17 protein-coding genes and 2 pseudogenes are annotated in these 25,419 nt (G+C 66.4%); 5 read left to right on the forward strand and 14 right to left on the reverse strand.

The annotated features are described in order from the left end of the window. Positions 1–204: 204 nt before the first annotated feature. On the forward strand, positions 205–1,347 hold the full coding sequence (locus tag JYG37_RS27175; RefSeq protein ID WP_124631651.1) for a DUF2827 domain-containing protein: 1,143 nt from the start codon (positions 205–207) through the stop codon (positions 1,345–1,347). Between the two features lie 442 nt (positions 1,348–1,789). Here JYG37_RS27175 and JYG37_RS27180 read toward each other — a convergent pair whose 3' ends face one another. Next, positions 1,790–2,221 (reverse strand): hypothetical protein, encoded by a 432-nt coding sequence (locus JYG37_RS27180; RefSeq protein WP_162484456.1) that lies wholly within the window; start codon positions 2,219–2,221, stop codon positions 1,790–1,792. Between JYG37_RS27180 and JYG37_RS27185 the strand changes: the two genes are divergently transcribed. Together JYG37_RS27185 and JYG37_RS27190 are read left to right on the forward strand one after the other, a co-directional pair. Then, positions 2,135–2,938, forward strand: a complete 804-nt coding sequence (locus JYG37_RS27185) for an EAL domain-containing protein (RefSeq protein ID WP_050016204.1) — start codon at positions 2,135–2,137, stop codon at positions 2,936–2,938. The two genes, JYG37_RS27180 and JYG37_RS27185, sit on opposite strands and share 87 nt — an antisense overlap. Positions 2,939–3,008: 70 nt before the next feature. Beyond that, positions 3,009–3,425, forward strand: a complete 417-nt coding sequence (locus JYG37_RS27190) for a hypothetical protein (protein ID WP_050016199.1) — start codon at positions 3,009–3,011, stop codon at positions 3,423–3,425. Between the two features lie 24 nt (positions 3,426–3,449). Here JYG37_RS27190 and JYG37_RS27195 read toward each other — a convergent pair whose 3' ends face one another. The 11 genes and pseudogenes from JYG37_RS27195 to JYG37_RS27240 all read right to left on the reverse strand — a co-directional run bounded on the left by JYG37_RS27195 (position 3,450) and on the right by JYG37_RS27240 (position 19,124). Next, positions 3,450–4,586, reverse strand: a complete 1,137-nt coding sequence (locus JYG37_RS27195; RefSeq protein ID WP_124654822.1) for a DUF2827 family protein — start codon at positions 4,584–4,586, stop codon at positions 3,450–3,452. 28 nt (positions 4,587–4,614) lie between these two features. Beyond that, a complete protein-coding gene (locus JYG37_RS27200; protein WP_124556315.1) occupies positions 4,615–5,769 on the reverse strand; it encodes a DUF2827 domain-containing protein in 1,155 nt (384 codons plus the stop codon). Positions 5,770–5,783: 14 nt separating this feature from the next. Then, a complete protein-coding gene (locus JYG37_RS27205; protein WP_089489672.1) occupies positions 5,784–6,929 on the reverse strand; it encodes a DUF2827 domain-containing protein in 1,146 nt (381 codons plus the stop codon). Positions 6,930–7,316: 387 nt separating this feature from the next. After that, the gene (locus JYG37_RS34880) at positions 7,317–7,982 is read right to left on the reverse strand and encodes an OmpA family protein (RefSeq protein ID WP_249746052.1); all 666 of its coding nucleotides are present in this window, start codon (positions 7,980–7,982) and stop codon (positions 7,317–7,319) included. 102 nt (positions 7,983–8,084) lie between these two features. Then, complete coding sequence (locus JYG37_RS27220; RefSeq protein ID WP_502776030.1) at positions 8,085–14,078, reverse strand: YadA-like family protein; 5,994 nt, start codon at positions 14,076–14,078, stop codon at positions 8,085–8,087. A gap of 63 nt (positions 14,079–14,141) precedes the next feature. Further along, positions 14,142–14,435 (reverse strand): annotated as a pseudogene (locus JYG37_RS35170) (hypothetical protein); the annotation flags it as partial. Between the two features lie 15 nt (positions 14,436–14,450). Further along, positions 14,451–15,440 (reverse strand): annotated as a pseudogene (locus JYG37_RS35175) (ESPR-type extended signal peptide-containing protein); the annotation flags it as partial. Positions 15,441–16,400: 960 nt separating this feature from the next. Next, positions 16,401–17,303 carry a hypothetical protein gene (locus tag JYG37_RS27225; RefSeq protein WP_050012211.1) on the reverse strand — a complete coding sequence of 301 codons (903 nt, stop codon included), beginning with the start codon at positions 17,301–17,303 and terminating at the stop codon, positions 16,401–16,403. 93 nt (positions 17,304–17,396) lie between these two features. After that, positions 17,397–17,615 (reverse strand): hypothetical protein, encoded by a 219-nt coding sequence (locus tag JYG37_RS27230; RefSeq protein ID WP_006480563.1) that lies wholly within the window; start codon positions 17,613–17,615, stop codon positions 17,397–17,399. Positions 17,616–17,850: 235 nt separating this feature from the next. Then, a complete protein-coding gene (locus JYG37_RS27235; RefSeq protein ID WP_050012212.1) occupies positions 17,851–18,501 on the reverse strand; it encodes an NADPH-dependent FMN reductase in 651 nt (216 codons plus the stop codon). A gap of 317 nt (positions 18,502–18,818) precedes the next feature. Further along, positions 18,819–19,124, reverse strand: a complete 306-nt coding sequence (locus JYG37_RS27240) for an NIPSNAP family protein (RefSeq protein WP_050012213.1) — start codon at positions 19,122–19,124, stop codon at positions 18,819–18,821. 281 nt (positions 19,125–19,405) lie between these two features. Between JYG37_RS27240 and JYG37_RS27245 the strand changes: the two genes are divergently transcribed. After that, entirely contained in the window at positions 19,406–20,224 is an 819-nt protein-coding gene (locus JYG37_RS27245) for a GNAT family N-acetyltransferase (RefSeq protein ID WP_050012214.1), read from the forward strand. Positions 20,225–20,345: 121 nt separating this feature from the next. Here the strand turns inward: JYG37_RS27245 and JYG37_RS27250 are convergent, their stop codons facing one another. Both JYG37_RS27250 and JYG37_RS27255 read right to left on the reverse strand, forming a co-directional pair. Continuing rightward, the gene (locus JYG37_RS27250; protein WP_176016372.1) at positions 20,346–21,698 is read right to left on the reverse strand and encodes a DUF3999 domain-containing protein; all 1,353 of its coding nucleotides are present in this window, start codon (positions 21,696–21,698) and stop codon (positions 20,346–20,348) included. Continuing rightward, on the reverse strand, positions 21,695–25,081 hold the full coding sequence (locus JYG37_RS27255) for a DUF2339 domain-containing protein (protein WP_213346212.1): 3,387 nt from the start codon (positions 25,079–25,081) through the stop codon (positions 21,695–21,697). Before JYG37_RS27255 ends, JYG37_RS27250 begins: the two co-directional genes overlap by 4 nt. Here JYG37_RS27255 and JYG37_RS34885 point away from each other — a divergent pair. Then, the gene (locus JYG37_RS34885; RefSeq protein WP_124654743.1) at positions 25,050–25,376 is read left to right on the forward strand and encodes a hypothetical protein; all 327 of its coding nucleotides are present in this window, start codon (positions 25,050–25,052) and stop codon (positions 25,374–25,376) included. The genes JYG37_RS27255 and JYG37_RS34885 overlap by 32 nt on opposite strands. Positions 25,377–25,419: the final 43 nt, after the last annotated feature.

A 25,419-nucleotide genomic window follows, 5' to 3' on the forward strand; every position in this document is an offset into this window, starting at 1 on the left:
CCGCGAGAAAACCGGCCGCCGGGCGGCACGAGTGTCGCATGACGGTCGGACGGATTGGCGCTGCCGGTGGCGGCGCTGACCATCCCTGACAGTGTGCGGCCGGCGCTCCGCTAGAATGCCGGATTGCCGCCGCTTGACGCGGGCGGCGCGTCGCGCGCTACACTGCGCCTAGCCATCCCCGTTCAACCTTCCATCCCGCCGACGATGACGTCTCCTGTCCTGACCGGCCTGCGCATCGGTATCACGATCGGATTGCGTGCCCCCGACGAAAGCCTGTGGATCAACGGCATCAAGCAGAACGCGCTGTTCCTCGCGAAACTGCTGATGGCGTCGCCGCACGGCTACCGCGTGACGCTGGTCAACACGACCGACGTGCCGCTGACCGACGCGCTGCCGTGGGATCGCAGCGTGTACGACACGCGCGCGTTCGCCGACATGAAGGACGCGCTCGACGTGGTGATCGAGCTCGGCGGGCAGATCGACGGCGAGCAGACGGCCTACCTGAAAGCGCGCGGCGCGAAGCTCGTCAGCTATTGCTGCGGCGTCGAGTACATCAACGCGATGGAGTCGATGCTGTTCGGCCGCCGGCTGTGGGATTCGCTGTTCATCAACCGCGGCTACGACGAGGTGTGGGCGATTCCGCAGATCGCGCCGTCGTCGCTGCCGTTCCTGCAGTCGCTGCGCCGCTGTCCGGGGCGCGTGGTGCCGTTCGTGTGGGATCCGATGTTCCTGACCGAACGCGCACAGTCGCTGCCCGAGCACGGCGAATACCGGCCGCGCAGCGAGCCCGGCAAGCGGCTCACGGTGATGGAGCCGAACCACAACGTCGTGAAGTTCTGCGTGTATCCGATGCTGATCATCGACGAGGCGTATCGTCGCGACCCCGACGCGATCTGCTTCACGCACGTGACGAACGCCGATCGCCTCGCGCACGACAGCCCCGAGTTCGTGATGCTGATGAACTACCTGGATATCGTGCGCGCGGGCAAGGCGAGCTTCGTCGGGCGCTTCGATACGCCGCTGTTCCTGGCCGACCTGACCGATATCGTCGTGTCGCATCAATGGTCGAACCCGCTGAACTATTTCTATTTCGACGTGTGCTGGCAGGGTTATCCGCTCGTGCACAACGCGAGTCTCGCGCCCGATCTCGGCTACTACTATCCGGACAACGACGTGCAGCAGGGCGCCGATGCGCTGCTGCGCGCGCTGCATACGCACGACGACGACTGGCAAGCGTATGCGCGACGCCAGCGCGAGATCCTTCGCCGTTACACGTCGGCGAATCCGGCGCTCGTCGCCGAGTACGACGCGCTGCTCGCGAACCTGATCGGCGCGCCGGCCGCCTGAGGCCGGTGTTCCGCGGCGCACGGTCGTTGCGCTCCGCTCGCCTCCCGCCGTCGGGTTTGTCCCGCCCTCATGTCTGACGAAATGATGCCGTTAAAAAAAGAAACCGACGAACCGGATGGGTTCGACGGTTTTCGAAGGCACGAAATTGACGGCTCCGAGGGAAGTCCGTCAAAAACAAGTTTATAGGTTAACAAGTTGGAAAGATTGTTAAATATGTTTCAATCTATAATCTTCATATAATTGAAATTGGTATTATGGATTAAGCGAGACTGATTCCTGTTGGAAATTTAACAATATCGTTGGGAACGCGGAAATTGCATGCCGCAGTGATCGAATGGCGCGCGGCGGCAGGTATCAAGAGTGAGGCGGCACGTGCGGAGAGCGGCATTTCTCCCCGACATATCGAGCGCGGGCGGTACTTCGTCGCATAGTATTTATCTGATCAATTGACGGTGCCCCGATTCGAGCGACGAGCGAATCCGGGAAAAGAAGATTCGGATAAAACGGTCTGGATGAAAAATATAAGCGATTCGGATTTGAGGTTCTTGTAATTCGCGTTGTGTAACCTGTCGCACTGTTGGTATCGCGCGCGCGTGGTGTATTTCAGGTAATCGAATATCGTAAAAATATCGAATTTGACGGTGCCGAAGCGACCAGTACGCTCCCCGGAAAAAATCGACATACAGGATGGGCCGGGTAGGCGGCGGAGCGCGTCGAGGTGGGCGCGTTCCGTCTGGGTGTTGAGGTCGAGCCGCGATCGGCGGCTCGCCATTTGCCGGAGCGCCGGATGAATGCGGTCGAAGCTCGCCAGGAGGCGAATCGGAAAGCGAATCGCGATGAAATCGATCTCGTGTTCGGCGCGCGCGACGATCATCCCGACCTTGCGTCGGTACGCAGTTTCGTCGAAAGCCGGCTCGGATTCGCGCACGAACCCGTCTGCCGCGCCGACCTGTCGGGCGGCGTGCTGTACGAGGAACGCCTGGCGCGGTTGCGGTGGGGCGAGCGCGATGCGCTGCCGCCGCTCGTCTTCTTGCCGCGCCTCGAAGCGCTCGGCCTGATGCGCTGGTTCGACCGGCTGGTGGTCGGCCGTACGATCGATGCGCTGCGCGCCGATCCGGGCGCCGTGTACGGTTGCAACGTCGCGGCGGCGAGTGCGGTGGTGGACGACGCGTGGCTGGCGATTTTCAGGCGGCTCGAGCGCGAGCCGTCGGTGGCCGCGCGGCTGGTCGTCGAGATCACGGAGACGGGGCCGCTGAACCCCGTCGCGGGCCGGTCGTTCGTGTACCGCTTCCGGCGGGCCGGGTGCCGGATCGCGATCGACGATTTCGGTGTCGGCTTCAGTGCATTGAACAATCTGGTGGTCGGCAATCCCGACATCGTGAAGCTCGACCGCTCGATCCTGTCGATGATCAAGCGCAACGCGATCGGGCGCTACCAGTTCCGGCGGCTGATCGCGTTTGCGCATGAAGGGGCGCGGCACGTCGTCGTCGAAGGCGTGGAAAGCGAGACCGACCGGCAGATCATCGTGGATGCCGGCGTCACGTGGGCGCAGGGCATTCGCTTTTCATGGCGATCGCCGGCCGCCGCGTGATAGCGGAAACGGGCAGGGCGGCGCGCGCGGTGCGCGTCGGGGGCGGGACGAATCGCAAAGGGGCGTGGGCATGACGGAGACGAAAGCCGGAGGCGGAACGGGCACGCAGGCGATCGATGCGCGCGAGCTGGTCGCGATCGCCGAGCTGGCCGACATGCTGCGGCAACTGGGCGCCGAATCGGCCGATGCGCCGATCGACGTCGCGCCGTATCTGGACGGTCTGACACGCGTCGCACGCCGTATTCGGCGAATGATGCCGCTCGACGCGGGCGGCCGCGAACTGGCGGCCCGGCACTACTACGCGGGCGTCATCGCCGGCGCGTGCGGCGACGAGTCGGCGATCGCGCGCGGCGTATCCGACAGCCTCGTCCGGCAATCGGCCGACGCAGGCCGGTCGGCCGCCCGTTGTTTCGCGGTGCTCGCGCGCATCGGGCGGCGGCATGGCCGCGCGTTCGCCGCGCAAAGCGGCGATCGGGTACTGGCGTAACGCAACCGGCGCGTGCGCAGGCAATCAGCCGAGCGGGCGGCCGGCGAACAGGTGCTGGATCTGCGTGGAATAGGCGCGAACGTTGTGCTCGGCGAGCGTGTCGACCCGGTGCAGGCAGCGGCGGGCGGCCGCCGCGTAGTCGTCGAGCCGTGCGTCGTGCGTTTGCGCGGCGGTCGCGATCGCGCGCGCCGCATCGAAGATCTCGAAGTCCGGATAGTAGTAGCCGACGTCGCGCAGGAACGGCGAGTTGTGCACGAGCGGGTAGTTGCCGTACAGCGCGTCGTACAGCAGGTAGTTCAGGCCGTTTTCCCAGTGGTGCGACACGACGATGTCGGTGTGATGCGCGGCCCACGCGACGAACGGCGCGCGCACGTCGGCGGTGGCCTTGCCGTCGCGCACCATCTCGAGCCCGAGCGCGAGATGCTTGAAGGCGACGTTTTCCTTCTTGTCGAACGTGTTGGTCATGTACACGTGCTCGACGAGCTCCGGATGCTCGACGTAGCACGCGTTCGCGGCGAGCATCGGCACGATCGCGCTCTTCACGACGTTCAGGTTCGGCTCGAAGAACGCGATGCGCTTGGCCGGGCCGCGGTTGCGATAGCCGAAGCGCGCCTTCAGTTCAGGGTCCGCGTCGAGGCTGCGTTCGATGAAATACGGCGACCAGATATGCGGCAGCTCGATCACCGGCGCGCGGTACACGGCCTGGAAATACGCGGCGCACGTATGCATGTGCTGCGGATTGGTCCAGATCTCGTCGAACTGCACGCGGTGCGGGTTTGGCCGCCAGTCGTTCTTCTCGAAGTTGATCGTCTCGACCGCGATCACGTAGTCGTTGCCGAAGCGATACGACACGCACTTGCCGCCGCGCTGGCGCACGACCTCCGTGTGCGACGGGTCGACGAACGCGTTCATCTCGATCAGCAGGTCGGTCTGGTGAACGACGGCCGACAGCGGCCGCAGCGCGTCGCCGAATGCGTCCATCATCAGCGCCTGCGGATACGCGGCGATGCCGTCGTCGTGCGCGAGCCAGACCTCGCCGATCAACGGCGATTGCTTCAGCAGCATGTACAGGTATACGCAGTGCTGGTTCGCGCCGTTGTACCAGATCGACTGCGTCGCGTCGCGCTGCACGTTGATCGTTATCGCGACATTGAGTTTCATCGGCTCGGCTCCGTGGGACGAGGATCGGTCATGCGTCGCGATAGAGCGTGGCGATCGCGTCCGTATAGGCCGCGACGTTCTCGGGGTTGTAGATGCTGACCGAGTCGAGCACGTGCTTCGACTGCTCGCGGTATGCGTCGAGATTCGCGTCGTGCTCGGCGAACGCCTGCAATAGCGCGCGGCCGCCCGCCTGGCAGTCGAAGTCCGGATAGAAATACCCGGCCTTGCCGAGGAACGGCGAGTTGTGGATCAGCGGATAGTCGCCGTACAGCAGCTCGTAATACAGGTAATTCTGTGCGTTCTCCCACGTGTGCGACACCACCGCATCGCCGTACGCGGCCATGAACTCGTACACCGCATAGCGGCTTTCGAACGTCGTGATGCCGTGGTTCACGATGTCGAGGCTCTTCGCGAAGTGGATGAACGTCGCGTGATCCTTCAGGTGGATCGTGTTGCACACGCGCACGAATTCGAGGAATGCCGGATTCGCGCGATACGCTTCCTCGGTCACGAGCATCGGAATGATGCTCGTCTTCACCATGCAGATGTTCGGCTCGAACATCGTCACGCGCCAGCGCGGCTTGCCGGGCCGATAGCCGAACGACAAACCGGCGCCGAGCGTCGCGCGCGCCTTGTCGAACAACATCGGATGCCAGATGTGCGGGACGATCGTGACCGGCGCGCGCAAGCCCGTCTGGTAGTAGTGCAGGCACGAGCGCTCGAATTCGGGAATCGTCCACACCGCGTCGTACGGCGCGCCCGAGAACAGGAAGCCTGACGGCTTGTCGAACATCGCGCGCTCGATGTCGATCACGTAGTCGTTGCCGACCCGCATCGTGACGACCTTGCCGCCGCGCTCGCGGAACGCGCGCAGGTAATCCGCGCCGAATTGCGCGCTCATTTCGATCAGCACGTCGCAGCGCTCGAGCGCTTCGTCCATCGACAGCAGCGGCACGTTCCACTCGCCGAGCATCATCTGCGGATCGGCGACCTGTTCGCCGCCGTTGACCATCACGGCATCCGCGACGAGCGGCGACTGGCGCAGCAGCAGGATCAGCAGCAGGCAGTTCTGGAAAATGCCGTTTTCCCACAGCGACTGGCCGGCGCCGCGCACGAACAGCGACACGCCGACGACGAGACGCTTGCCCTCGCCGGGCGCTTGACGGGCATTGGAGTCCGACATGCGTATGCTCCGGTTCAGGCGACCAGACGCGAGACGAACGCGTCGAGGTTCGCGGGGTTGTCGATCGAGACCGAGTGCAGCAGCCGGTCGGCTTTCGCACGGTAGTCGTCGAGGCGTTCGTCGTGATGCAGCCACGCTTCGAGCAGCGCGCGACCGCCGGCGGCCGAGTCGAAGTCCGGGTAGTAATAGCCGGCGTCGCCGATCAGCGTCGAGTTGTGGATCAGCGGATAGCCGCCGTACAGCACGTCGTAATACAGATAGTTCTGCCCGTTTTCCCAGTGGTGCGACACGACCGCATCCGCGTGGCGCGCCATGAAGCCCGGCAGGTCGATGCGCGGCTCGAACGTCGCCTTGTGCTGGCGCACGAGATCGAGGCTGTTCGCGAAGTGCACGAAGGTCGGATGTTCTTTCATGTGCATCGAGTTGACCACGAACATGTGTTGCACCGCATCAGGCCGCGCGCGGTAGAGCTCGTCGCAAGCGAGCATCGGGTAGTGGCAGGACTTCGCGACCGAGATGTTCGGCTCGAGCATCGCGAGCTTCCATGGCCGCTGGCCGGGCCGATAGCCGAACGTCGCGCCTTCGTCGGCGAGCGCGGCCACGCGGCGCTCGAGGAAGTACGGCGACCAGATGTGCGGCATCAGGTGGACGGGCGCGCGCAGGATCGTCCGCAGCATCGGCGCGGCGGTCTTGTCGTATTGCGGCAGCAGCCACACTTCGTCGAACGGCGCGCCGTTGAACACGTGCCCCGACGGTTTCCCGAAGATCGGCGTTTCGCCCAGCCCCGCATACACGTGCCCGCAGAAGAACGCAGCGGTCTTCTTGCCGAGCGCTTTCATGTGCCGGAGCCATTCGACGGGCAACTGCGCGCCCATTTCGATCGCGACGTCGAGTTCGTGCGTGACGTCGGCGGGTTTCACGAGCGGGATGTCGAGGCCGTCGAGTTCGAGGCCGGCCGGCAGCGCATTGGCGTCGCCGCCGTTCAGGAAATAGACGGGGCCGACGCGATCCGAGCGCTTGAGCATCATCGCGAGGAACGCGATGTTCTGGTGAATGCCGTTTTCCCAGATCGCCTGGCCATCGCGCGCGAACAGCGAGATGCCGACCGCCGGCCGGTGCTTGCGGGTGCCGCCCGCGGCGGCTTCATTGATGTCCGTCACCGGTTGTTTCCTCTGCAGCGTCGTGCGTCCGGCATCGCGTCGAGCGTCTGGCCGGCAGCGGCGCGCCGTGGATTGTCATGGTTGGATTCGCGCCGGTGCGCCGCGGTGCGCGAATCGGTCGACGAGATTCGCGAAGGCGGCGGCCGGATTCCGGCGTGTCGTCGGGCACGCCTGGCACGGCGCGCGTCGGGCGGGCTGCCCCGGCGACTGTTTGCGGCGATTGTGGCATGGAAACCGCCGGTTTTGGCAGCGCGTGACGAACTTTGACATAGCCGACGGCCAACGGGAGCGGGCGCAGGCGTTGCGGCGCCCGGTGGTCCGGCGGAATTCCGGCGCGGCGCGTGCGGCCTGCCGGATCGCGCGGCCGCATGCGCGGCCGCGGGCGGCTCAGTGCTGCAGCCGGATTTCGACGCGACGGTTGCTGGCGCGGCCTTCCGGCGTCGCGTTCGAGGCGACCGGATCGGCCTTGCCGCGGCCCGAGACCGTCATCGAATCGGTCTTCAGTCCATGCGCCTTCAGATAGGCAGCGACCGATTCGGCGCGGTGCTTCGACAGCGCGAGGTTGTAGTCGTCGCTGCCCCCCCCCCCCCCCCGGGGGCCCCCCCCCGGCCCGCCCCCCCCCCGCGGGGGGGGCCCCCCCCCCGCGGCGACCGGCGCGAGCGTGTCGCGCAGCGTGGCCGGCGCATCGGCCCACGGATCGGCGATCGACGGCCCGAATTCGAGCGCGACGGACCGCACGCCGCCCCACGCGGCCGGCTCGGGCGACGGGCCTGCGCGCGACACGAGCAGCGCGGCGGCCGCGTCGCCGTAGCCGACCAGGTCGCCGAACTGGCGGAAGAACGGGTAGAGCCACTTGTCGCTGAGGATCACGAGCGCCTGGTCGCCTTCGTCGCGCAGCAGCCCGTCGAGCAGCATCAGCGCCGAATACCAGCCGAGCGTGCCGTTCTGGCCGAGCGCGAACGGCGTCACGCGCTGCAGCCCGAGTTCGTACTGCATGCGGCCGACGACCGAGTCGCCGATGCCTTCGTTGAGCGCGCAACTGGCGACGATCACATGCGTCGTGCGGGCCAGCGCGCCGGAGCCGAGCTGGTCGCGCAGGTCGAGCGCGGCATCGGCGGCGAGATCGGCGAGGCTGCGCCCGGGCGGCGCGACGCGTTACTTCCACTGATACAGCATGCCGGCGCCGATCACCTTCTGACCGCCGCTGAAACCGCCGTTGACCGACGCCTTCAGGTTCTCCGTGATACGCGCCTGCATGCTGACCGCCATCGCCTTCTGGCCGAGGAAGGTCGACGTGCCCACGCCCATCCCGAAGTTGGCGTCGCGATCGAGCTGCGGGATCGACGCCATCGCGCCGACGGCCGCGATACCCTGCTTCGCCATCTGGTCGGTCTGCTGCAGTTGCGAACCCAGCGAGTTGATCTGCGCCTGCTGGCCCGACAGTGCCGTCGACAGCGTCGTCTGCACTTGCGTCAACTGGTTCACGTTCACCGCGTCGGTGCCCTGCGTACCGGGCGCGACGTTCGTGATCTGGCGCTGCTGCTGGTCGTTGCCGACCGACACCACGTTCGAGCGACCGCCGTCGTTCGACGCCGCGCCGATCGCCACGGAGTTCGAACCGGCCGTGACGACCGGAAGGTCGTTGCCCTTGCCGTTCAGGTCGGCGGCGACGCCGTTGTTGTTCGCCGTACGCGCCGTGTTGTTGTTGATCGTCGTCGACAGCTGGCTCACTTGATCGCCGAGGTTCGTCACGCCGGTCGACAGCGAGGCCACCGTGCTGTTGGTCGAACTCAGGCCGGTGGACAGCGAACCGATGCCGGTCGACGTGGACGTGGACAGCGACGTCAGGTTGCTGTTCGTGGAACTGAGCCCCGTCGACAGCGAGTTGATCGCGGTCGACGTGGACGTGGACAGCGACGCTACGTTGCTGTTCGTCGTGCTCAGGCCGGTCGACAGCGAATTGATGCCGGTGGACAGCGACGCGACGTTCGACGCGGTGGACGTCGACAGCGTGTTGAGCGCGTTGTTCGTCGCGTTCAGCTGGCTGCCGTTGATCGCGTCCGTGCTCGTGGCCGAGATCCGGCCCGCGGCGACGTTCGTGATCTGGCGTTCCTGACCCGGTGCGCCGACGCTCACCACGCCGACCGGCGAGCCGCCCGCGAACGGGTAGGTGACGCCGCCGATCGTGGCGCTCGAGGTGCCGACCGCCGCGGCCGTGACCGAGTTCGCGCCGAGTGCGATCGAGTTCGCGACGTTCGCTTGCGCGTTCGTGCCGAAGGCGAGGGCGTCGGCGGCCGTGGCCTTGGCGGCCGAGCCGTAGGCCTGGGCGCCGGTGGCGCTGGCCGTGGCCTGGCTGCCCAGCGCGATCGTGTTGTCCGCGGTGGCCTGGTTCGCGCTGCCGAGGGCGAGCGCGCTGGCGCCGGTTGCCGTGTTCTGGTTGCCGAGGGACACCGCGCCGTCGCCGGTTGCCGTGTTGTTGGCGCCCATCGCCACCGCGCCGGTGCCCGTCGCCACGTTCGGATCGCCGATCGCGACCGCGCCGTCGCCGGACGCCGTGTTGCCGGAGCCGATCGATACCGCCTTGCCGCCCGTTGCCGATGCGCTCTGGCCGATCGCGACCGCACCCGCCGTCTGCGCGTTCGAACCGTCGCCGACCGCGACGCTGCTGGCGCCCGCCGCGCTGGCGTTCACGCCGGCGGCGAGGGCGTTGGTGCCGGTGGCGCCCGTGTTGTCGTAGTTGGCTTGCTGCACGCCGTTGTCGTTGACGCTGTAGTAGTGCGTCTTCGCGGCGTTGATCGCGGTCGAGGTGGACGTGGACAGCGACGCCACCGAGCTGTTCGTGCTGCTCAAGCCGGTGGACAGCGAGCCGATGCCGGTCGAGGTCGACGTGGACAGCGACAGGATCGTGCTGTCCGTGCTGCTCAGGCCGGTGGACAGCGAGCTGATGCCGGTCGAAGTCGAGGTCGACAGGGACGTGATCGAGCTGGTCGCCGAGGAGAGGCCGGTCGAGGTCGAAGTCGACAGGGAGCTGATCGAGCTATTCGCCGACGACAGGCCGGTCGACGTGGAGGTCGACAGCGACGTCACCGAGCTGTTGGTCGAGCTCAGGCCGGTGGACAGCGAGTTGATGCCGGTCGAGGTCGAGGTCGACAGCGAGGTGATCGAGCTGTTGGCCGACGACAGGCCGGTCGAAGTCGACGTCGACAGCGACGTGATGGAGCTGTTAGCCGACGACAAGCCGGTCGACGTGGAGGTCGACAGCGACGTCACCGAGCTGTTCGTGCTGCTCAGGCCCGTGGACAGCGAGCTGATACCGGTCGAGGTCGAGGTCGACAGCGAGGTGATCGAGCTGTTGGCGGACGACAGACCCGTCGAGGTCGAAGTCGACAGGGAATCGATCGAGCTGTTAGCCGAAGACAGACCCGTCGAAGTCGAAGTCGACAGCGACGTGATCGAACTATTGGCCGACGAGAGGCCCGTCGAAGTCGAGGTGGACAGCGACGTGATGGAGCTGTTCGCCGACGACAGGCCGGTCGACGTGGAGGTCGACAACGACGTCACCGAGCTATCGGTCGAGCTGAGGCCCGTCGACAGCGAATTGATGCCCGTCGAGGTCGACGTGGACAGCGACGTGATGGAGCTGTTGGCCGACGACAGGCCGGTCGAGGTCGAAGTCGACAGCGACGTGATGGAGCTATTCGCCGACGAGAGACCTGTCGAGGTCGAGGTCGAGAGCGACGTGATGGAGCTGTTCGCGGACGACAGACCTGTCGAAGTCGAAGTGGACAGCGACGTGATCGAGCTATTCGCCGACGACAAGCCGGTGGACGTGGAAGTCGACAGCGACGTTACCGAGCTGTTGGTCGAGCTGAGGCCCGTCGACAGCGAATTGATGCCGGTCGAGGTCGAGGTCGAGAGCGACGTGATCGAGCTGTTGGCCGACGACAGGCCAGTCGAGGTCGAAGTCGAGAGCGACGTGATAGAGCTGTTAGCTGACGAGAGGCCGGTCGAAGTCGAAGTGGAGAGCGACGTGATCGAGCTATTCGCCGACGAGAGACCTGTCGAGGTCGAGGTCGAGAGCGACGTGATGGAGCTGTTCGCGGACGACAGACCTGTCGAAGTCGAAGTGGACAGCGACGTGATCGAGCTATTCGCCGACGACAAGCCGGTGGACGTGGAAGTCGACAGCGACGTCACCGAGCTATCGGTCGAGCTGAGGCCCGTCGACAGCGAATTGATGCCGGTCGAGGTCGATGTGGACAGCGACGTGATGGAGCTGTTGGCCGACGACAGGCCGGTCGAGGTCGAAGTCGACAGCGACGTGATGGAGCTATTCGCCGACGACAGGCCGGTCGACGTGGAGGTCGACAACGACGTCACCGAGCTATCGGTCGAGCTGAGGCCCGTCGACAGCGAATTGATACCCGTCGAGGTCGAGGTCGAGAGCGACGTGATGGAGCTATTCGCCGACGACAAGCCGGTGGACGTGGAAGTCGACAGCGACGTCACCGAGCTATCGGTCGAGCTAAGGCCCGTCGAAAGCGAGTTGATGCCGGTCGAGGTCGACGTGGACAGAGAGGTGATCGAGCTGTTAGCCGACGACAGGCCGGTCGACGTGGAGGTCGACAGCGACGTCACCGAGCTATTGGTCGAGCTGAGGCCGGTCGACAACGAGTTGATGCCGGTCGAAGTCGAAGTGGACAGCGACGTGATCGAGCTATTCGCCGACGACAAGCCGGTGGACGTGGAAGTCGACAGCGACGTCACCGAGCTATCGGTCGAGCTAAGGCCCGTCGACAGCGAGCTGATGCCGGTCGAGGTCGACGTGGACAAAGAGGTGATCGAGCTGTTAGCCGACGACAAGCCGGTGGACGTGGAAGTCGACAGCGACGTCACCGAGCTGTTGGTCGAGCTGAGGCCGGTCGACAGCGAATTGATACCCGTCGAGGTCGAAGTCGACAGTGAGGTGATCGAGCTGTTGGCGGACGACAGACCCGTCGAAGTCGAAGTCGAGAGCGATGTGATGGAGCTGTTAGCCGACGAGAGGCCGGTCGAAGTCGAAGTCGAGAGCGACGTAATCGAGCTATTCGCCGACGAGAGGCCCGTCGAGGTCGAAGTCGAGAGCGACGTGATCGAGCTATTGGCCGACGACAGGCCGGTCGAGGTCGAAGTCGAGAGCGACGTGATCGAGCTATTGGCCGACGACAGGCCGGTCGAGGTCGACGTGGACAGCGAGGTGATCGAGCTATTAGCCGACGACAGGCCGGTCGAAGTCGAAGTGGACAGCGAGGTGATCGAGCTATTGGCCGACGACAGACCCGTCGAAGTCGACGTCGACAGCGACGAAATGGCGCTGGTCGCGGTACCGACTTGTTGGGCGACGGAATAAAGCTGGCTGCCGTTGATCGCGTCCGTACTGGTCTCGGTTACTTGGCCGGCGGCGACGTTGGTGATCTGCCGTTCTTTGTTGAAGTCGCCGACGCTGACGGTGCCGACCGGCGTGGCGCCAGCGAATCCGCCGAACGTTACGCCGTTGACGGTCGCGCTGCTCGTCGGGCTGGCCGGGGCAGTCACCGAGTTCGCGCCGAGCGCGACGGAGTTGTTCGTGCCCGCGACAGCACCGGTGCCGATGGCGACGGCGTCGGTGCCCGTCGCGGTGCTGTCGGCGCCGGTCGAGTTCGCGTGGAAGTACTTGATGCCCTGGCTGTTGATGTTGTTGATCGCCGAGCCCACGCTGTTGGCCGTCGACGTCGTGCCGTTCGCGTTGTACGTGGTGTACGCCGGAGCCGAGACCGTGCCCGTCGTCGGGTCGTACGTCGAACCACCGCCAAGTGCGGACGCGGTGCTGTTACCCAGGTTGTCTGTCTTCGTCGAGACCGAGCTGAGGCCAGTGGAGAGCGAGTTGATGCCGGTCGAGGTTGAGGTCGACAGCGAAGTGATCGAGCTGTTAGCCGAGCTGAGGCCCGTGGAGAGCGAGTTGATGCCAGTCGAAGTCGACGTCGACAGCGAAGCGATCGAACTATTCGCCGACGAGAGCCCCGTCGACGTGGACGACGAAAGCGACGTAACCGAACTGTTTGCCGAGCTGAGGCCGGTGGACAGCGAGTTGATACCAGTCGAAGTCGACGTCGACAGCGAAGCGATCGAGCTGTTGGCCGACGACAGGCCCGTCGACGTGGAAGACGAAAGCGACGTGACCGAGCTGTTAGCCGAGCTGAGGCCAGTGGACAGCGAGTTGATGCCAGTCGAGGTCGACGTCGACAGCGAAGTGATCGAGCTATTCGCCGACGAGAGCCCCGTCGACGTGGACGACGAAAGCGACGTAACCGAACTGTTTGCCGAGCTGAGGCCAGTGGACAGCGAGTTGATGCCAGTCGAGGTCGACGTCGACAGCGAAGTGATCGAGCTATTCGCCGACGAGAGCCCCGTCGACGTGGAGGACGAAAGCGACGTGACCGAGCTGTTTGCCGAGCTGAGGCCGGTGGACAGCGAGTTGATACCAGTCGAAGTCGACGTCGACAGCGAAGCGATCGAGCTGTTAGCCGACGAGAGCCCCGTCGACGTGGACGACGAAAGCGACGTGACCGAGCTGTTAGTCGAGCTGAGGCCGGTGGACAGCGAGTTGATACCAGTCGAAGTCGACGTCGACAGCGAAGTGATAGAGCTATTCGCCGACGAGAGACCCGTCGACGTGGAAGTCGAAAGCGACGTAACCGAGCTGTTTGCCGAGCTCAGGCCGGTGGACAGCGAATTGATGCCGGTCGAAGTCGAGGTCGACAGCGAAGCGATCGAGCTATTAGCCGACGAGAGGCCCGTCGACGTGGAGGACGACAGGCTCGTGATGCTCGACGTCGTCGTGCTTGCCACTGCGAAGAGCTGGCTGCCGTTGATCGCATCCGTGCTGGTCGCGCTGACGAGGCCCGCGGCGACGTTCTGGATGCGGCGTTCCGCGTTCGGCTGACCGACGCTGACGATGCCGCCCGTAGGCGTCCCGGCCTGATACGTGCCGAACGACTGGCCGCCGATCGTGGTGCTATTGACGGCGGTGGTGCCGCCGGACGTCGTCGTCAGTGCACTGTTCGTGATGGAACTGCTGCCGAGTGCGATCGAGTTCGCGACGTTCGCGGTCGAACCGACGCCGATGGCGATGGCGTTCGACGCCGAAGCATTGGCATTTTGCGCGAACGCGACCGAACCGGCACCCGACGCAGTCGAGTTCGAACCGAAGGCCGTTGCGTAGGAGTTCGACGCCACGGCTGCCGCACCGACGGCGACCGCGCCGGCGCTGCCGCTGGCCGTCGAGCCGTTACCGAGCGCGAGTGCGTCCGTGCCGCTCGCGATCGAGGTGGCGGCAAAGCTGCCGACGTTACCGAGCGCGATCGCGCCGGTGCCGTTCGCGGTGGCCGCATTACCGATGGCGACCGCGCCGTTGGTGCCCGTCGCCGAGGCCGAGCTGCCGATCGCGACGGAGCTGTTGATCGCCGTGCTGTTGTTGCCGAGCGCCACGGCGCCCGTGCCGTTCGCCGAGTTGTTGTTGCCGAGCGCGATGGCGCCGGAGCCGTTCGACGTGTCGTTCGCGCCGATTGCCAGCGCGCCCGTGCCGGTCGCGCTGTTCGGATCGCCGATTGCAACGGCGCCGTCGCCGTTTGCGCTCTGGCCTCGGCCGATCGCCACTGCACCGCCGGCAGCGGTGGCGCTGTTTGCGGTAGTGCCGGACGAACCGATCGCCACGTTCCGGCCCGTTGCGCCGGAGACGACGCCGTCGCCCTGCGCGATGCCGTACGCACCGTTGACGGTTGCGCCGCGGCCGACTGCAATGCCCGACGTGGCGGCCGACGCGACGGATGACTGCCCGCCGATCGCGATACCGTCCGCCGCGGCCGATTGGGCGCCCTTCGTTGCGTTGCTGCCGATGGCGATTGCGCCTGCGCCCGAAGCGATGGTCGAGTTCGCCTGCGACAGCGGCGTTGTTCCATTGCCGCCCGCGCCGCCGATCGCGACGGAGTTCAGCGCGTTCGCAGTCGAGCCGAAGCCGAGTGCGGTCGCGCCGGCACCGCTGGCGGTGGTTTCGAGGCCGGCCGCGACGCCCCAGAGGCCGGCCGAGCTGAGGAAGCCCATCGCGGTGCCGCCCTTGCCGGTGACTTGCGAGTAGGTGCCGTAGACCGTTGCTGCGAGATTGCCGTTGCCGGATGCGTTACAGCCGGTCACGGTCGACCACGTGCCCGAACCGTCGGTGGGATACGCGTTGGTGTCGCCCATTGTCGTGCGCCCGGCGGCCGTGTTGCCGCTGCTGGACGTACAGCTTGATACCGTGAACTGCCCGAATCCGTTCACTGTTCCGGGAATGTAAGTCGACGCGCTTGCAAGCGACGGCAGGCTGATCGCCAGAGCCGCGACTGCTGCCACCACGACGGCCGACTTGTTCGGCTTGCCCCGTGCCGAATCGATTTCCGATGCTGCAACCCAGGCGCCGAGCGCTTCGTTCCAGATCGAGCGGTATGTGCGGTTCATGTCCTGCTACCTCCAAATGTGCACGCCACACACCGGTCTCTTTTGTTAGAGGATTGCTCCGTGCGCTCGCGCGAATCTCAAAATTGATGGGCGGATTTTATTGGAGGTGGATTTTGTAGATTGACAAAAAGTGATAAATGAAGTGTTTTTAAAGTTAAAGAATGGTTAATGCATCACGTTTTGACGTGCTGCGGAGAAACGAATGTCAAAGATATGAGGATGGGTCGGGCAGGGTTCGTTTTACTGTTGGCTTGGCGAAAATTATCCATATAAATCAATGGCTTATGATGGTTGTGTGCGATAGGAAACACGATCGATCCACCTAAAAGTAAGACGAAACGGAGCGCAAACGTTTGCGCGCCATCGAATACTTTCATGTTTGTAATGTTTGAGGGTGGGGTCGTGGATAATGTTATTGATATTTTATTAACTTATTAATATTTTGGTTTGTGTTGAATTTGTGTTTGTATTTACTGGTTATCTGGTAATTGAATTTGTCTGATGTCGGGTGCATTGGTTTGTGCTGATCTGCGCATTTCGCGCGGCGCCGGAGCCCGAGGGACGGGCGTTGCGGGCTGCCCGGGCCGTGGAAGTTGTAAAAAAGTGCTACAGACACGCAGACGAAACAATTCGCGTCAATTTATCGGTTTTGTCCTATTGACGATCGCGTTGGCGTCGGTGTTAAGGCGGAATCGGCGCGCGTGCCGGAAGTCGAGCGGGCGCGCACGCGGCGGGTGTTCCGCGCGGCGTCGACAGGCCGTCGAAGATCGAGCGTTGGCGGGAGCGGCGGTGTCTGAAATGTCAGATCCGGCGTGCGGCAATGTGTCTGCCGTGCCGCTGGCGCTCGATGTGTCGAGGAAAAAGAGGGGAGGAAGCGAATGTATCGGGCGCGCCACACTCGAACCACGGGCGGGGGCCGATCCGGGCGCTTGCCGCATGATCCGCGGCAAGCGCCCGACTTCACTTCTTCAGAAACCGCAGCGCGAGCCGCGCCATCCGCGGCACGAACATCGGACGCAGCAGACGCTTGTCGTAACCGGCCATCCGCCGGTCGTTCTCCACGAGACACAGCTCGATCAGTTCGCGCGGGTTCAGCGCATCGCCGATATCGGCGGTGCCGGTCGCCGGAAAATTCGCGTCACGCGCGGCGCCGTCGGCATCGATGCCGCGCGCGATATTCATGCGGTCACGAATCAGTTGCACCCACACGGCCGCGACGCGTGCGAAGAACCACGGCCGGCGCCACCACGGCATCGTGCGCCAGTACCATGCGTACCAGTTCACGAAGAACAGGATATGGCGGCCTTCTTCCTGGATCACGGGCTCGAAGGTCTCGACGAGCTCGGGCGGGAAATAGCCGGAGCGCTGCGCGGAGCGGAACAGGCCGAATGCGAAAAAGCTGTCGATGCATTCGCTGAAGCCCGTCATCATCCACGACCATTCGGGATCGGCGGGCGCCGGATAGGCCGGCTCGGGCGCGAGCCGGATACCGTACGCCTCGACGAGCTTCGACAGTACGACCTTGTGGCGGGCTTCCTCGCCGCCGTCCATCTCGAGCGCGCGGCGCAACAGCGGATCGTCGACCGTCGCGGCGTAGGTCGCGACGCGAATCGACGCGCGGCCTTCCGTTTGCACCGCGATGTCCCAGATCGGCAGCGACGTGAGCCGCCTGAGTTCGGCCGGCTGGAGCGCCGGCCAGTCGATTACCGCCGGCTTGTACGGATTGTGTGTGTCGAGCAGCATCCGACAGAACATCTGCTTGTGCGCATCGGAACCGATCCGGACCGGACCCTGCCTCTCGAAGGTCCAGTTGCGCATCGCGTGATCTGCGGCTGCATGCTCTTCCTGCAGCGTGTCGGTCATGGCTATTGTTATGCGATTACGGATCGAAAGATTCTGGCACAGCTTCCGTCATCGCGTATTTTCGGGCGGCCATGTGCACGCGGCCCGCGCGGGTCACGCGTTCGTGTCGACCCAGAGGCGGCCCCAGCGCGATGCGTACGCGAGGGCGTGCTCTTCCTCGAAGAAGAAATCGATGGCGTCGAACGACACGGAGCGCGGCGACGGCCCGCCGCTCGCGCGTTCGATCGTCAGGTTGGCGGCGAACAGCCCGTTCGGCAACCGGGCGGCAGCGGGAGCGACTTCATAGCCCTTGTAGCGGATCGTACGGTTCATGGCGTGCGCATAAAAAGTTCGGACTTTCAGCGTACGAAAACCTGCCGGCCGCGTGAACCAATCTTTCGGCCAATGCAAATCATGCGGTGGGCTGAATCGTTATCGGGGCGGTGCGCGGGAACGATGTGTTCGAGCGGCGAGACGGACGCGCCCGGCACATCGCCGTGCGTCGGAAGACGCGCCGCGCACCTGCGTCGAACCGTGTCGACCGAAGGGGCGCGGCGGAATGCGGAGCTTACTGGTTGGCGACCTTCAGCACGGGCGCGAGCGCATCGACCGAGGCCGCATGCGAGGCCGCACGATGCGACGCGAACGCGAGCGCGAATTCGGCGGCTTGCGCGCCGACCGTCTCGAGTTGCGCGACGACCTTCGGATCCGAGCAGCTATCGGCGCTTTCGAAGCGCGTTTCCAGCGTGTTGACGGTTGCGCCGAACGGTGTCGGCCAGCCGCGCAGTGCGTGGACGATCGAGCGCAGCGACGTCAGCACGGTGCCGGCCGCCTGCCAGCCGTACGCGGTGACGATCAGGCCGACCGCGCGGCCGTCGAGATACGGGCGGCTGTCCGCGCGCAGTTCCTCGAGCGTGTCGAGCGCGTTCTTCACGAGGCCGGACACGCCGCCGTGATAGCCGGGCGTCGCGATGATGATCGCGTCGGCCTCGCGCACGGCGTCGATCAGCTCGCGTTGCGCGTCGGTCAGCGTTTTGTGTTCGGGTGCGTAGTGCGGCAGCGTATGCAGGAACGGGCCGTCGAACAGGCGCGTGCGCGCGCCGGCGGCTTGCGCGCCGCGCAGCGCGAACGACAGTGCGCGTTCGGTGGACGATGCGGCCCGGGTGGTCCCGCCGATGCCGACGACGAACGGGCGGCGGTGTTGATCGAATGCAGTCAAGGGGCGCTCCTGGGAGTGGCTTGCCCGGCTAAGCACAGGCTTAAAACCAGATGGTAACGACCCCGCCGCCACTCTGAAAACGACTTTTCGTTCTATCGATATGCCGCGCGGCGGGGCAATCGTGTGCGCGGCCGCGCAGATCGATAGCAGAAATGCTTGGTTGGGACGGTGCGCCGCGGTCGATAAGATGGGCTCGTCTCCTCCATGATGTCTCTACTGACATGGGTTGGCCCCGCCGCGCGGATGCTGGCGGGGCTTTTTTTCGTCCTCGGCCGGAAAACGGGGCGCGATGTGCGGCGATGGGCCTGTTTCGTCCGTTACTCGAACACCGGCCGGAAGAAGCTGCGCTCGTAGCTGACGATGCACCGTGTTTCCTCCGCGTAGCGGAATGCGGCCTGGCAGGCCGGATCGTCCTTCGAGCGTTCGCGGTAGCGCGCGTAGTCGGCGAGGCTCGGGAACGAGAACATCGCGAGCGCGATGTTGTTCGCGCCTTCGGACGGCAGGAAGTAGCCATGATGCGTGCCGCCGAACTGCTCGACGAGCGGAATCCACATCTTCCCGTAGGTTTCGAATTCGACGAGTTTGTACGGATCGACGACGTAGCGAAGGAAGCAGGTGATCATGGGCGCTCGCGATGCGGTGACGGAGCAGCGAGTCTGGAGCGTGGGGCGGTACGTGTCAACGCGCGTGCGCGCCGGGCGTCGATTTCAACGCTTGGTGCGTTGCTTGCGCGAGCAACGATCGGCGCTTCGATGCGTTCGCGCATGACGTCCGCACAGCTTCGAAACGCACCGTACTCGCCGTGTCCACCAGCCGCGTTACCCCGGATTTTTACGACATTTTTTCTTGCGACGGCGACCGGCGCGCTCCTAGACTTCGGGCATCTTCACCACGGAGCATGGCCATGTCGATACCCTGGAACGCGATCGCCGAACGCACCCCTGCCGCGCCGCCTTCCGCGTGCGCCGATCGGGTGATCGTCCGGCGTTTCGATCCGGCAATCGACAGCTATGCGCAACTCACGCCGATGCTGCATCGTGCGTTCGCGCGGCTCGGTGCGATGGGGCTCAACTGCACGTGCGTCGATCAGGACGAAGACGTCACGCGCCGTCGCGCGGAAGCGGGCGAGTGTTATGTCGCCGTATGCGGCGGGCGTGTCGTCGGCACGGCCACGCTGTATGCGACCGATCCGTCGTCGGCCTGCTCGCTGTATCGGCGCGAAGGCGTCGCGAGCGTGCGCCAGGTGGCGGTGGACCCGACTTGCCAGAGTCGCGGGATCGGCGCGTTGCTGCTGTCGTTCGCCGAGCAGTGGGCCGCGTTGCGCGGCTATGCGTTGCTCGCGCTGGATACGCCGCATCCGGCTTCGCACCTGCTGGCGTTCTACGGCGCGCAGGGCTTCGAGGTGGTCGACGTGATGCGCTTTGCCGGCAAGCGCTACGACAGCGCGATCCTGTGCAAGCGGCCCGTTGCACGTGCCGCGCGGCGCGTGTCGCCGGCGTCGCGGCTGGCGGCGCGTGTGGCGGCCGTGCGGTGGATCATGCATGCGTGGGCGCCGCGCGTCGTCGCGACGGGCCGGCGCGAGTCGGGCCTGCGTCGCGGCGGAGGTTTCGCGGCGCGCCGCGCGGCCGGGGCGGCCAGTTGCCGGTCGTCGCCGTGGCGACCGCGTCAGCACGGCCGCTTCGTGGCCAGAGAGCGGCGGGCGGGTTCCGATTCGCGCCGCTGACGCGTCGCATCGCCTTCACGTAAAGACGGGCGCGGGCACTCGATGAATCGGTGCGACCGCGCATGGCGATGGCCCAAGGAACCGGCCGGCGCGTCAAGCGGCTCGCAAATGCGTGTGGACGTCACTCGTCGCGGCTGCGCGTGTCGCCGCCGCCTTTCGCGACGCGCCACGCGATCGCGCCGAGCACGCCGACCGCAACGATCAGCGCGCCCCACAGCACGTAGCGACGCCCGGCGTCCGCATCGGCGGCTGCCGCCGGCGCGACCGCCGACACGGGTAGCGCCGCGCCGACGCGGGCCGGCCGTATTTCGGGCGCCATACCGACCAGCAGCGCGTCGCGGCTCACGGCCGACGACATGAGCGATGCATCGCCCACGCCGAGCGTAAATGGCGGCGTGCCGCGCGCGACGAAGATCAGCGCGGCCGGATGCCAGCCGATCGCGACCGCTGGCCGGCCGCCGCCGAGCCCGCCGTTGCGCATGTCGACGACGATCCGCCACGCGCGATCCGTATTCGCCGCGAACTCGAACGGTGGATTGCGCTGCTCGCCGCCCTTGCCCTGCAGCCGGAACAGCACCGCGGCCGCGACGTCGCGCCACGGCGCCTGCGCATCGGCGCGGCTTTGCAGCGTCGCGCGCGCGACGGTGTTCGGCTGCGGCAGGTCGATGCGCACGCGGTCGACCGGATACGCGCCGTCGGTGTCGAACAGATACTCGCCCGGCGCAGCGCCGGCGCGTATCCGTACGGCGTCGCGCCACTGGCGCGGCACGGACGCCGTGTCGGCGCCGCGTGCGTCGCGCGGATGCGTGTCGGCGTCGATCGACGCGATCGCCGGCGCGCCGTCGAGCCAGTCCAGCCGCAGGTAGCGCGGCGTCGCACCGTCGAGTGCGATGCGCTCCTGCACCAGCAGGTCGTTGCCGCGGCCGACTTTCAGCAACTGCGTGCTGCCGAGCGGCCGCCAGTTGCGCAGGTCGTCGCTGGCTTCGACGGACACGCGCCCCTGGTAGCTGTCGTCGTTCACGTGCACGAGCAGCGCATCGATGCTGCCGTCGGTATGCGACAGGTCGACGACGTCTGCGCCGTGCCGAGTGCGCGAAGGGGGGGCGACGGCCGCGCGCAGCGCGCCGTCCGGGCCGACCGTCACGCCGAGCGGCGCGTTGCCGTTCTCGGCGCGCGCGGGCGGCAGCGGGAACCAGTGCACCGGCGTGCGCGACGGCGGCACGGCGGGCGCGGCCGGCGCGTCGAGCGAATACGGCACCGGCTCGCCCGCGCCGTTGAAGATCCGCACGTCGCCGAGATCGTCGCGCCGGCTCGCCGCATACACAGGCTGCGGCACGGTGAGCTGGTAATACGCGGCGCTGCCGTCGAGGTCGAGCGCGAAGCGCTGCGTGACGCGCCCGGCGTTCGATGCGCCGTCGGCCGCCGCGAACGACGCGAGCAGGCTCAGCCCGAGCAGGGCGGCGAGTCGTTTCATGGCTGGCCGTCCTGTTGCGCGGCGGCCTTCGGCGGCAGCGGCGAGAAATAGCCGATCAACAGCAGCAGCACGCCGATGCCGATGAACGACACGATGCGCTCGATGCCGGTGACGTGCGACAGGTCGAACAGGAACAGCTTGACGACCGTCAGCGCGAGCAGCGCGGCGCCGACGAACCACAGCGGGCGCAGCCCGCGGCGCGTGGCCCAGATCGTGATCGCGAGCGCGCAGACCGTCCAGTACACGGACACCGATGCCTGCACGAGCGTCGATTCGGCCATCGCGCCGAATGCGTACGGCACGCCGGCCCAGTGATGCAGCGTGCGCAGCAGGATCGCGTTCAGCCACAGGAAGCCGGTCGCGCCGGCCGCACTGAGCAGCTCGACGCGATACGCGCCGAACGACCAGCCGAGCTTGCGCGCGCGCACGAACCACGACGCGGCGAGCGCATAGACGACCGCGAGCACGAGATCGAGCGGGTTGAACAGCGGCACGCGCGCCCAGCTTCCGCCGTCCTGCGTGAAGTTCGCGTAGAAGGTCCACGCCCACATCACGACGATCAGCGGCAGCGACGCGAGCGCGCAGAGGCGGGCGATGCCGTCGCGGCGCGTGAGCCACATCCCGGCGAATGCGAACAGGCTCCAGCCGACCATGAACACCTGCTGGATGCCGAACGACGACAGCACGGTGTCGACGTCGTAGCCGAAGTGGAAGCGGTGATGCAGCGTGCGCAGCATCAGCGCGTTGAACCACAGGAACACGGTCGCGATCGCGAGATAGTCGACGACGCGCGGATGCCACGCGATGCCGAGCGTCTTGAGGCGACGTAGCCACGCGGCGAAGGCGACGAACACGAGACCTTGCGCGATGTCGAGCGGATTGAGCAGCGGCAGCCAGAAGAGCGGCGCTGCGTCGCCGTCGCTGACCGTGCTGGCGAGGCTCCACAGCCACAGCAGCGCGGCGAGCGGCGCCGCACCCCACACCTGGTATGCGCGCGGGAACGCCGCGACCGGCCAGCGCAGCCGGGAGCCGGGGCCCGACACGAGCAGGAGCAGTGTGCCGAAGCCATACGCCCATGCGCTCCAGCTCCATGCGCCTTCCGGGACGAACGCGCGCAGGCGCCAGAAACCTTCGAGCGACAGCAGCCCGCACACGGTCCAGAACGTCAGCGTATGCAGCGGCGCGAGGATGCGCGTTGCAACGGACGGCGTCGCGCCGTTCGCGGCAGCGGCGCCGGTCGTGCCGCGCGACTGGCGCCACAGCAGCCCAAGCCCCGCGCCGACGGCCACCGGCCACGCGAACGCGCCCATGCCCGACAGTGGCGCTTCGTGCGCATCGAACGCGCGCAGCGCGAGCAGCGCCAGCACCGGCGTGAGCGCGAGTGCGGGCCATTCGGCGAGCGGCCACGCGAGCCCGCGGCGTGCGACGTGCGCGAGCCACGCGGTACCGGCCGCGAACAGCGCGGTCGTATCGACGACGAAGCGATCGGCATGCAGATCGACGTGACGGCTCGCATGGACGAGGATCTCGTGCAGCCCGCCGCTGACCCACCACAGCAGCCCCCACGCGGCAGCCGCGACGCCGATCTCGGGCATCCACGCGTGCCATGCGCGCGCTTCGCCGCGCCCGTGCAGCCACCAGCCGGTGAACAGGCCGGCGAGCGCGATCAGCAGCATCGCGATGGTCGGGCCGTTGAGCACGGGCAGCGCGGTCGCGTCGGCCGGACTCAGCAGGCTCGTGAAGAACGCGCCGGCCGCGGCGACCTGCATCAGCAGCCCGAAGCCGAACGCGAGCAGGCGTTTCTGGCGCACGCCGAGCCATACGACGGCCGCGCCTTCGATGGCCCACGCGGCGCTGGTCGTCGGCCCCGAGAACGCGAGCGGCACCGCGAGCGTCGCGAAGATGACCGCGAGCGCGAGCATCGATTCGAACAGCAGCCCGAGGCGGTCGCGGCGCCGCGCGAGCCATGCGGCGATCGCGACGTAGAACGCCGACAGCGCGACCGCACTCCACGCGAGCGCGAACGGCATGCCTTTCACGAGCGCCGCCTGCAGCGCGGTCGCGACGATCGGCGTGCCGAACACGAGCGTGCCGTCCACGTAGTGTCGCAGCGCGAGTTCGCGTTTCACCGCATACAGCAGCGCGATGCCGACGTACATCAGGAAGAACAGGATCAGGAACGGCTCGGTGCTCGCGAACAGCGCGGGGCGATAGGCGGTCACGCCCCACGCGGAGCCGATCGTGAACGTGAACACGAAGCCGAGCAGGTTCAGCGGGCGCCAGGCCTTGAACCACGCGATCGCGAAGATGCCCGCGTTCAGCAGTGCGTAATAGCTGAACAGCGCGACGTGGTTGCCCTGGCCGGTCGACAGCAGGATCGGCGCGAGAAAGCCGCCCGCACTGCCCATGAACGCGAGCGGCAGCGCGTTCTGCCGCACCGCGAGGAACGCGCTCAGCGCGCAGACCGCGACCATCAGCGGGAACGCGGCGCCGATGGGCAGTAGTGCGTAAAGCTTGGTCGCGGCGAAGATGGTCAGGTACAGGATGCCGACGCCGCCGCCTTGCAGCACGAGGCCGTATGCGGCGCGGCGCGGCCGCACGCGCCAGCCGATCGCGAGCAGCGCGGCCGCGGCGAGCGCCGTGCCCGCGAGGCGGAATTCGATCGGCAGCATCGCGTTGTCGGCCGCGTACTTGAGCAGGAACGCGACGCCGAAGAACAGCACGATGATCCCGACACGCACGACCGTGTTGCCGCCGAGCAGCCAGTCGCGCGCGGCGCCGAACGCGCGTTCGGCGAGGCCGGGTTCGCGCGGCGCGGGCGGTTGCGGTGGGGCAGGGCGGATCGGGGTGGCTTGTGCGGTGGCTGCGGCGTGAGCGTTAGCGTGAGCGGACGCAGCCGAGGTGCATGCTGCGGTGGCCGGTGCGGGCGGTGTCGCGGGCGTCGTCGTCGAAATGGATGCCGGTGTGTCGGCGCGCACGGCGACAGGTTGTTGCGCGGGCGGTGTCGGGAAGTGTCCCGGCAGCGGCGCGGACGCAGCGTCGGCCGAAGCCGTTTGCGCGATGCCGCCGGAGGTCGCCCCACCGGCCTTCGCGCCCGCCAGTTGAGCGCGCAGCGCGTCGAGTTCGCGTGTGAGTGTGTCGACGGTTGCTTCGAGGCGCGCGACACGCTCGGCGAGCGGTAACGGAGTAGGCGACGTCGTCGCGGCGATCGCGAATGCGTCGGGTGCGGCGCGCGGCTTCTGCAGCTTGCGTTGCCGCAGCGCGTGTCCAAGCCAGAACCCGCCGGCGGCCCCGAGCAGCGAGCCGCTCGCGGCAGAGAAATCCCCGATCAACGCGGCGATGCCGCCCACGATGAAGCCGATTACGGCGAATGCCCAGTTCAACGCCTTGCTCCCTCTCACTATCGTTATCGTCCTTCGATCGCGGATCACACCGGATCGAGGCAGTTTCAGCACGGCCGGCAGGCGAACCGGCATGCGCGCGCCGTGCGGCCGGGCCCTCGTGCGCAAGGCCCGCGGCAACGTCGCGATCGGCGTGTTTGCGGGAATGTATCACAGCGCGCATGCTCCTATTTCCGGGGTTGGCGCGGTATCGCGGCGTGCGCCGTCCGGTGTCGCCATCCGGCTTTTTGCACGGTCATGCTTTTTACTGACGCATGCGGTGGTCGCTTTCGTCTGAATAGATCGACGCCGGAACGGACGTCAACTTGTCGCAAAGCGAC

The sequence above is a fragment of the Burkholderia sp. LAS2 genome (assembly GCF_018417615.1).
Lineage (GTDB): Bacteria > Pseudomonadota > Gammaproteobacteria > Burkholderiales > Burkholderiaceae > Burkholderia > Burkholderia sola.

Coding starts and splice junctions, on each gene's coding strand:
- JYG37_RS27230 (WP_006480563.1), bottom strand. CDS start 17,615: ATGAACCGTACGATCCGCTACAAGGGCTATGAAGTCGCTCCCGCTGCC.
- JYG37_RS27225 (WP_050012211.1), bottom strand. CDS start 17,303: ATGACCGACACGCTGCAGGAAGAGCATGCAGCCGCAGATCACGCGATG.
- JYG37_RS27190 (WP_050016199.1), top strand. CDS start 3,009: ATGACGGAGACGAAAGCCGGAGGCGGAACGGGCACGCAGGCGATCGAT.
- JYG37_RS27180 (WP_162484456.1), bottom strand. CDS start 2,221: ATGATCGTCGCGCGCGCCGAACACGAGATCGATTTCATCGCGATTCGC.
- JYG37_RS27250 (WP_176016372.1), bottom strand. CDS start 21,698: ATGAAACGACTCGCCGCCCTGCTCGGGCTGAGCCTGCTCGCGTCGTTC.
- JYG37_RS27175 (WP_124631651.1), top strand. CDS start 205: ATGACGTCTCCTGTCCTGACCGGCCTGCGCATCGGTATCACGATCGGA.
- JYG37_RS27240 (WP_050012213.1), bottom strand. CDS start 19,124: ATGATCACCTGCTTCCTTCGCTACGTCGTCGATCCGTACAAACTCGTC.
- JYG37_RS27245 (WP_050012214.1), top strand. CDS start 19,406: ATGTCGATACCCTGGAACGCGATCGCCGAACGCACCCCTGCCGCGCCG.
- JYG37_RS27185 (WP_050016204.1), top strand. CDS start 2,135: ATGAATGCGGTCGAAGCTCGCCAGGAGGCGAATCGGAAAGCGAATCGC.
- JYG37_RS27195 (WP_124654822.1), bottom strand. CDS start 4,586: ATGAAACTCAATGTCGCGATAACGATCAACGTGCAGCGCGACGCGACG.
- JYG37_RS34885 (WP_124654743.1), top strand. CDS start 25,050: ATGAAGCCGATTACGGCGAATGCCCAGTTCAACGCCTTGCTCCCTCTC.
- JYG37_RS27200 (WP_124556315.1), bottom strand. CDS start 5,769: ATGTCGGACTCCAATGCCCGTCAAGCGCCCGGCGAGGGCAAGCGTCTC.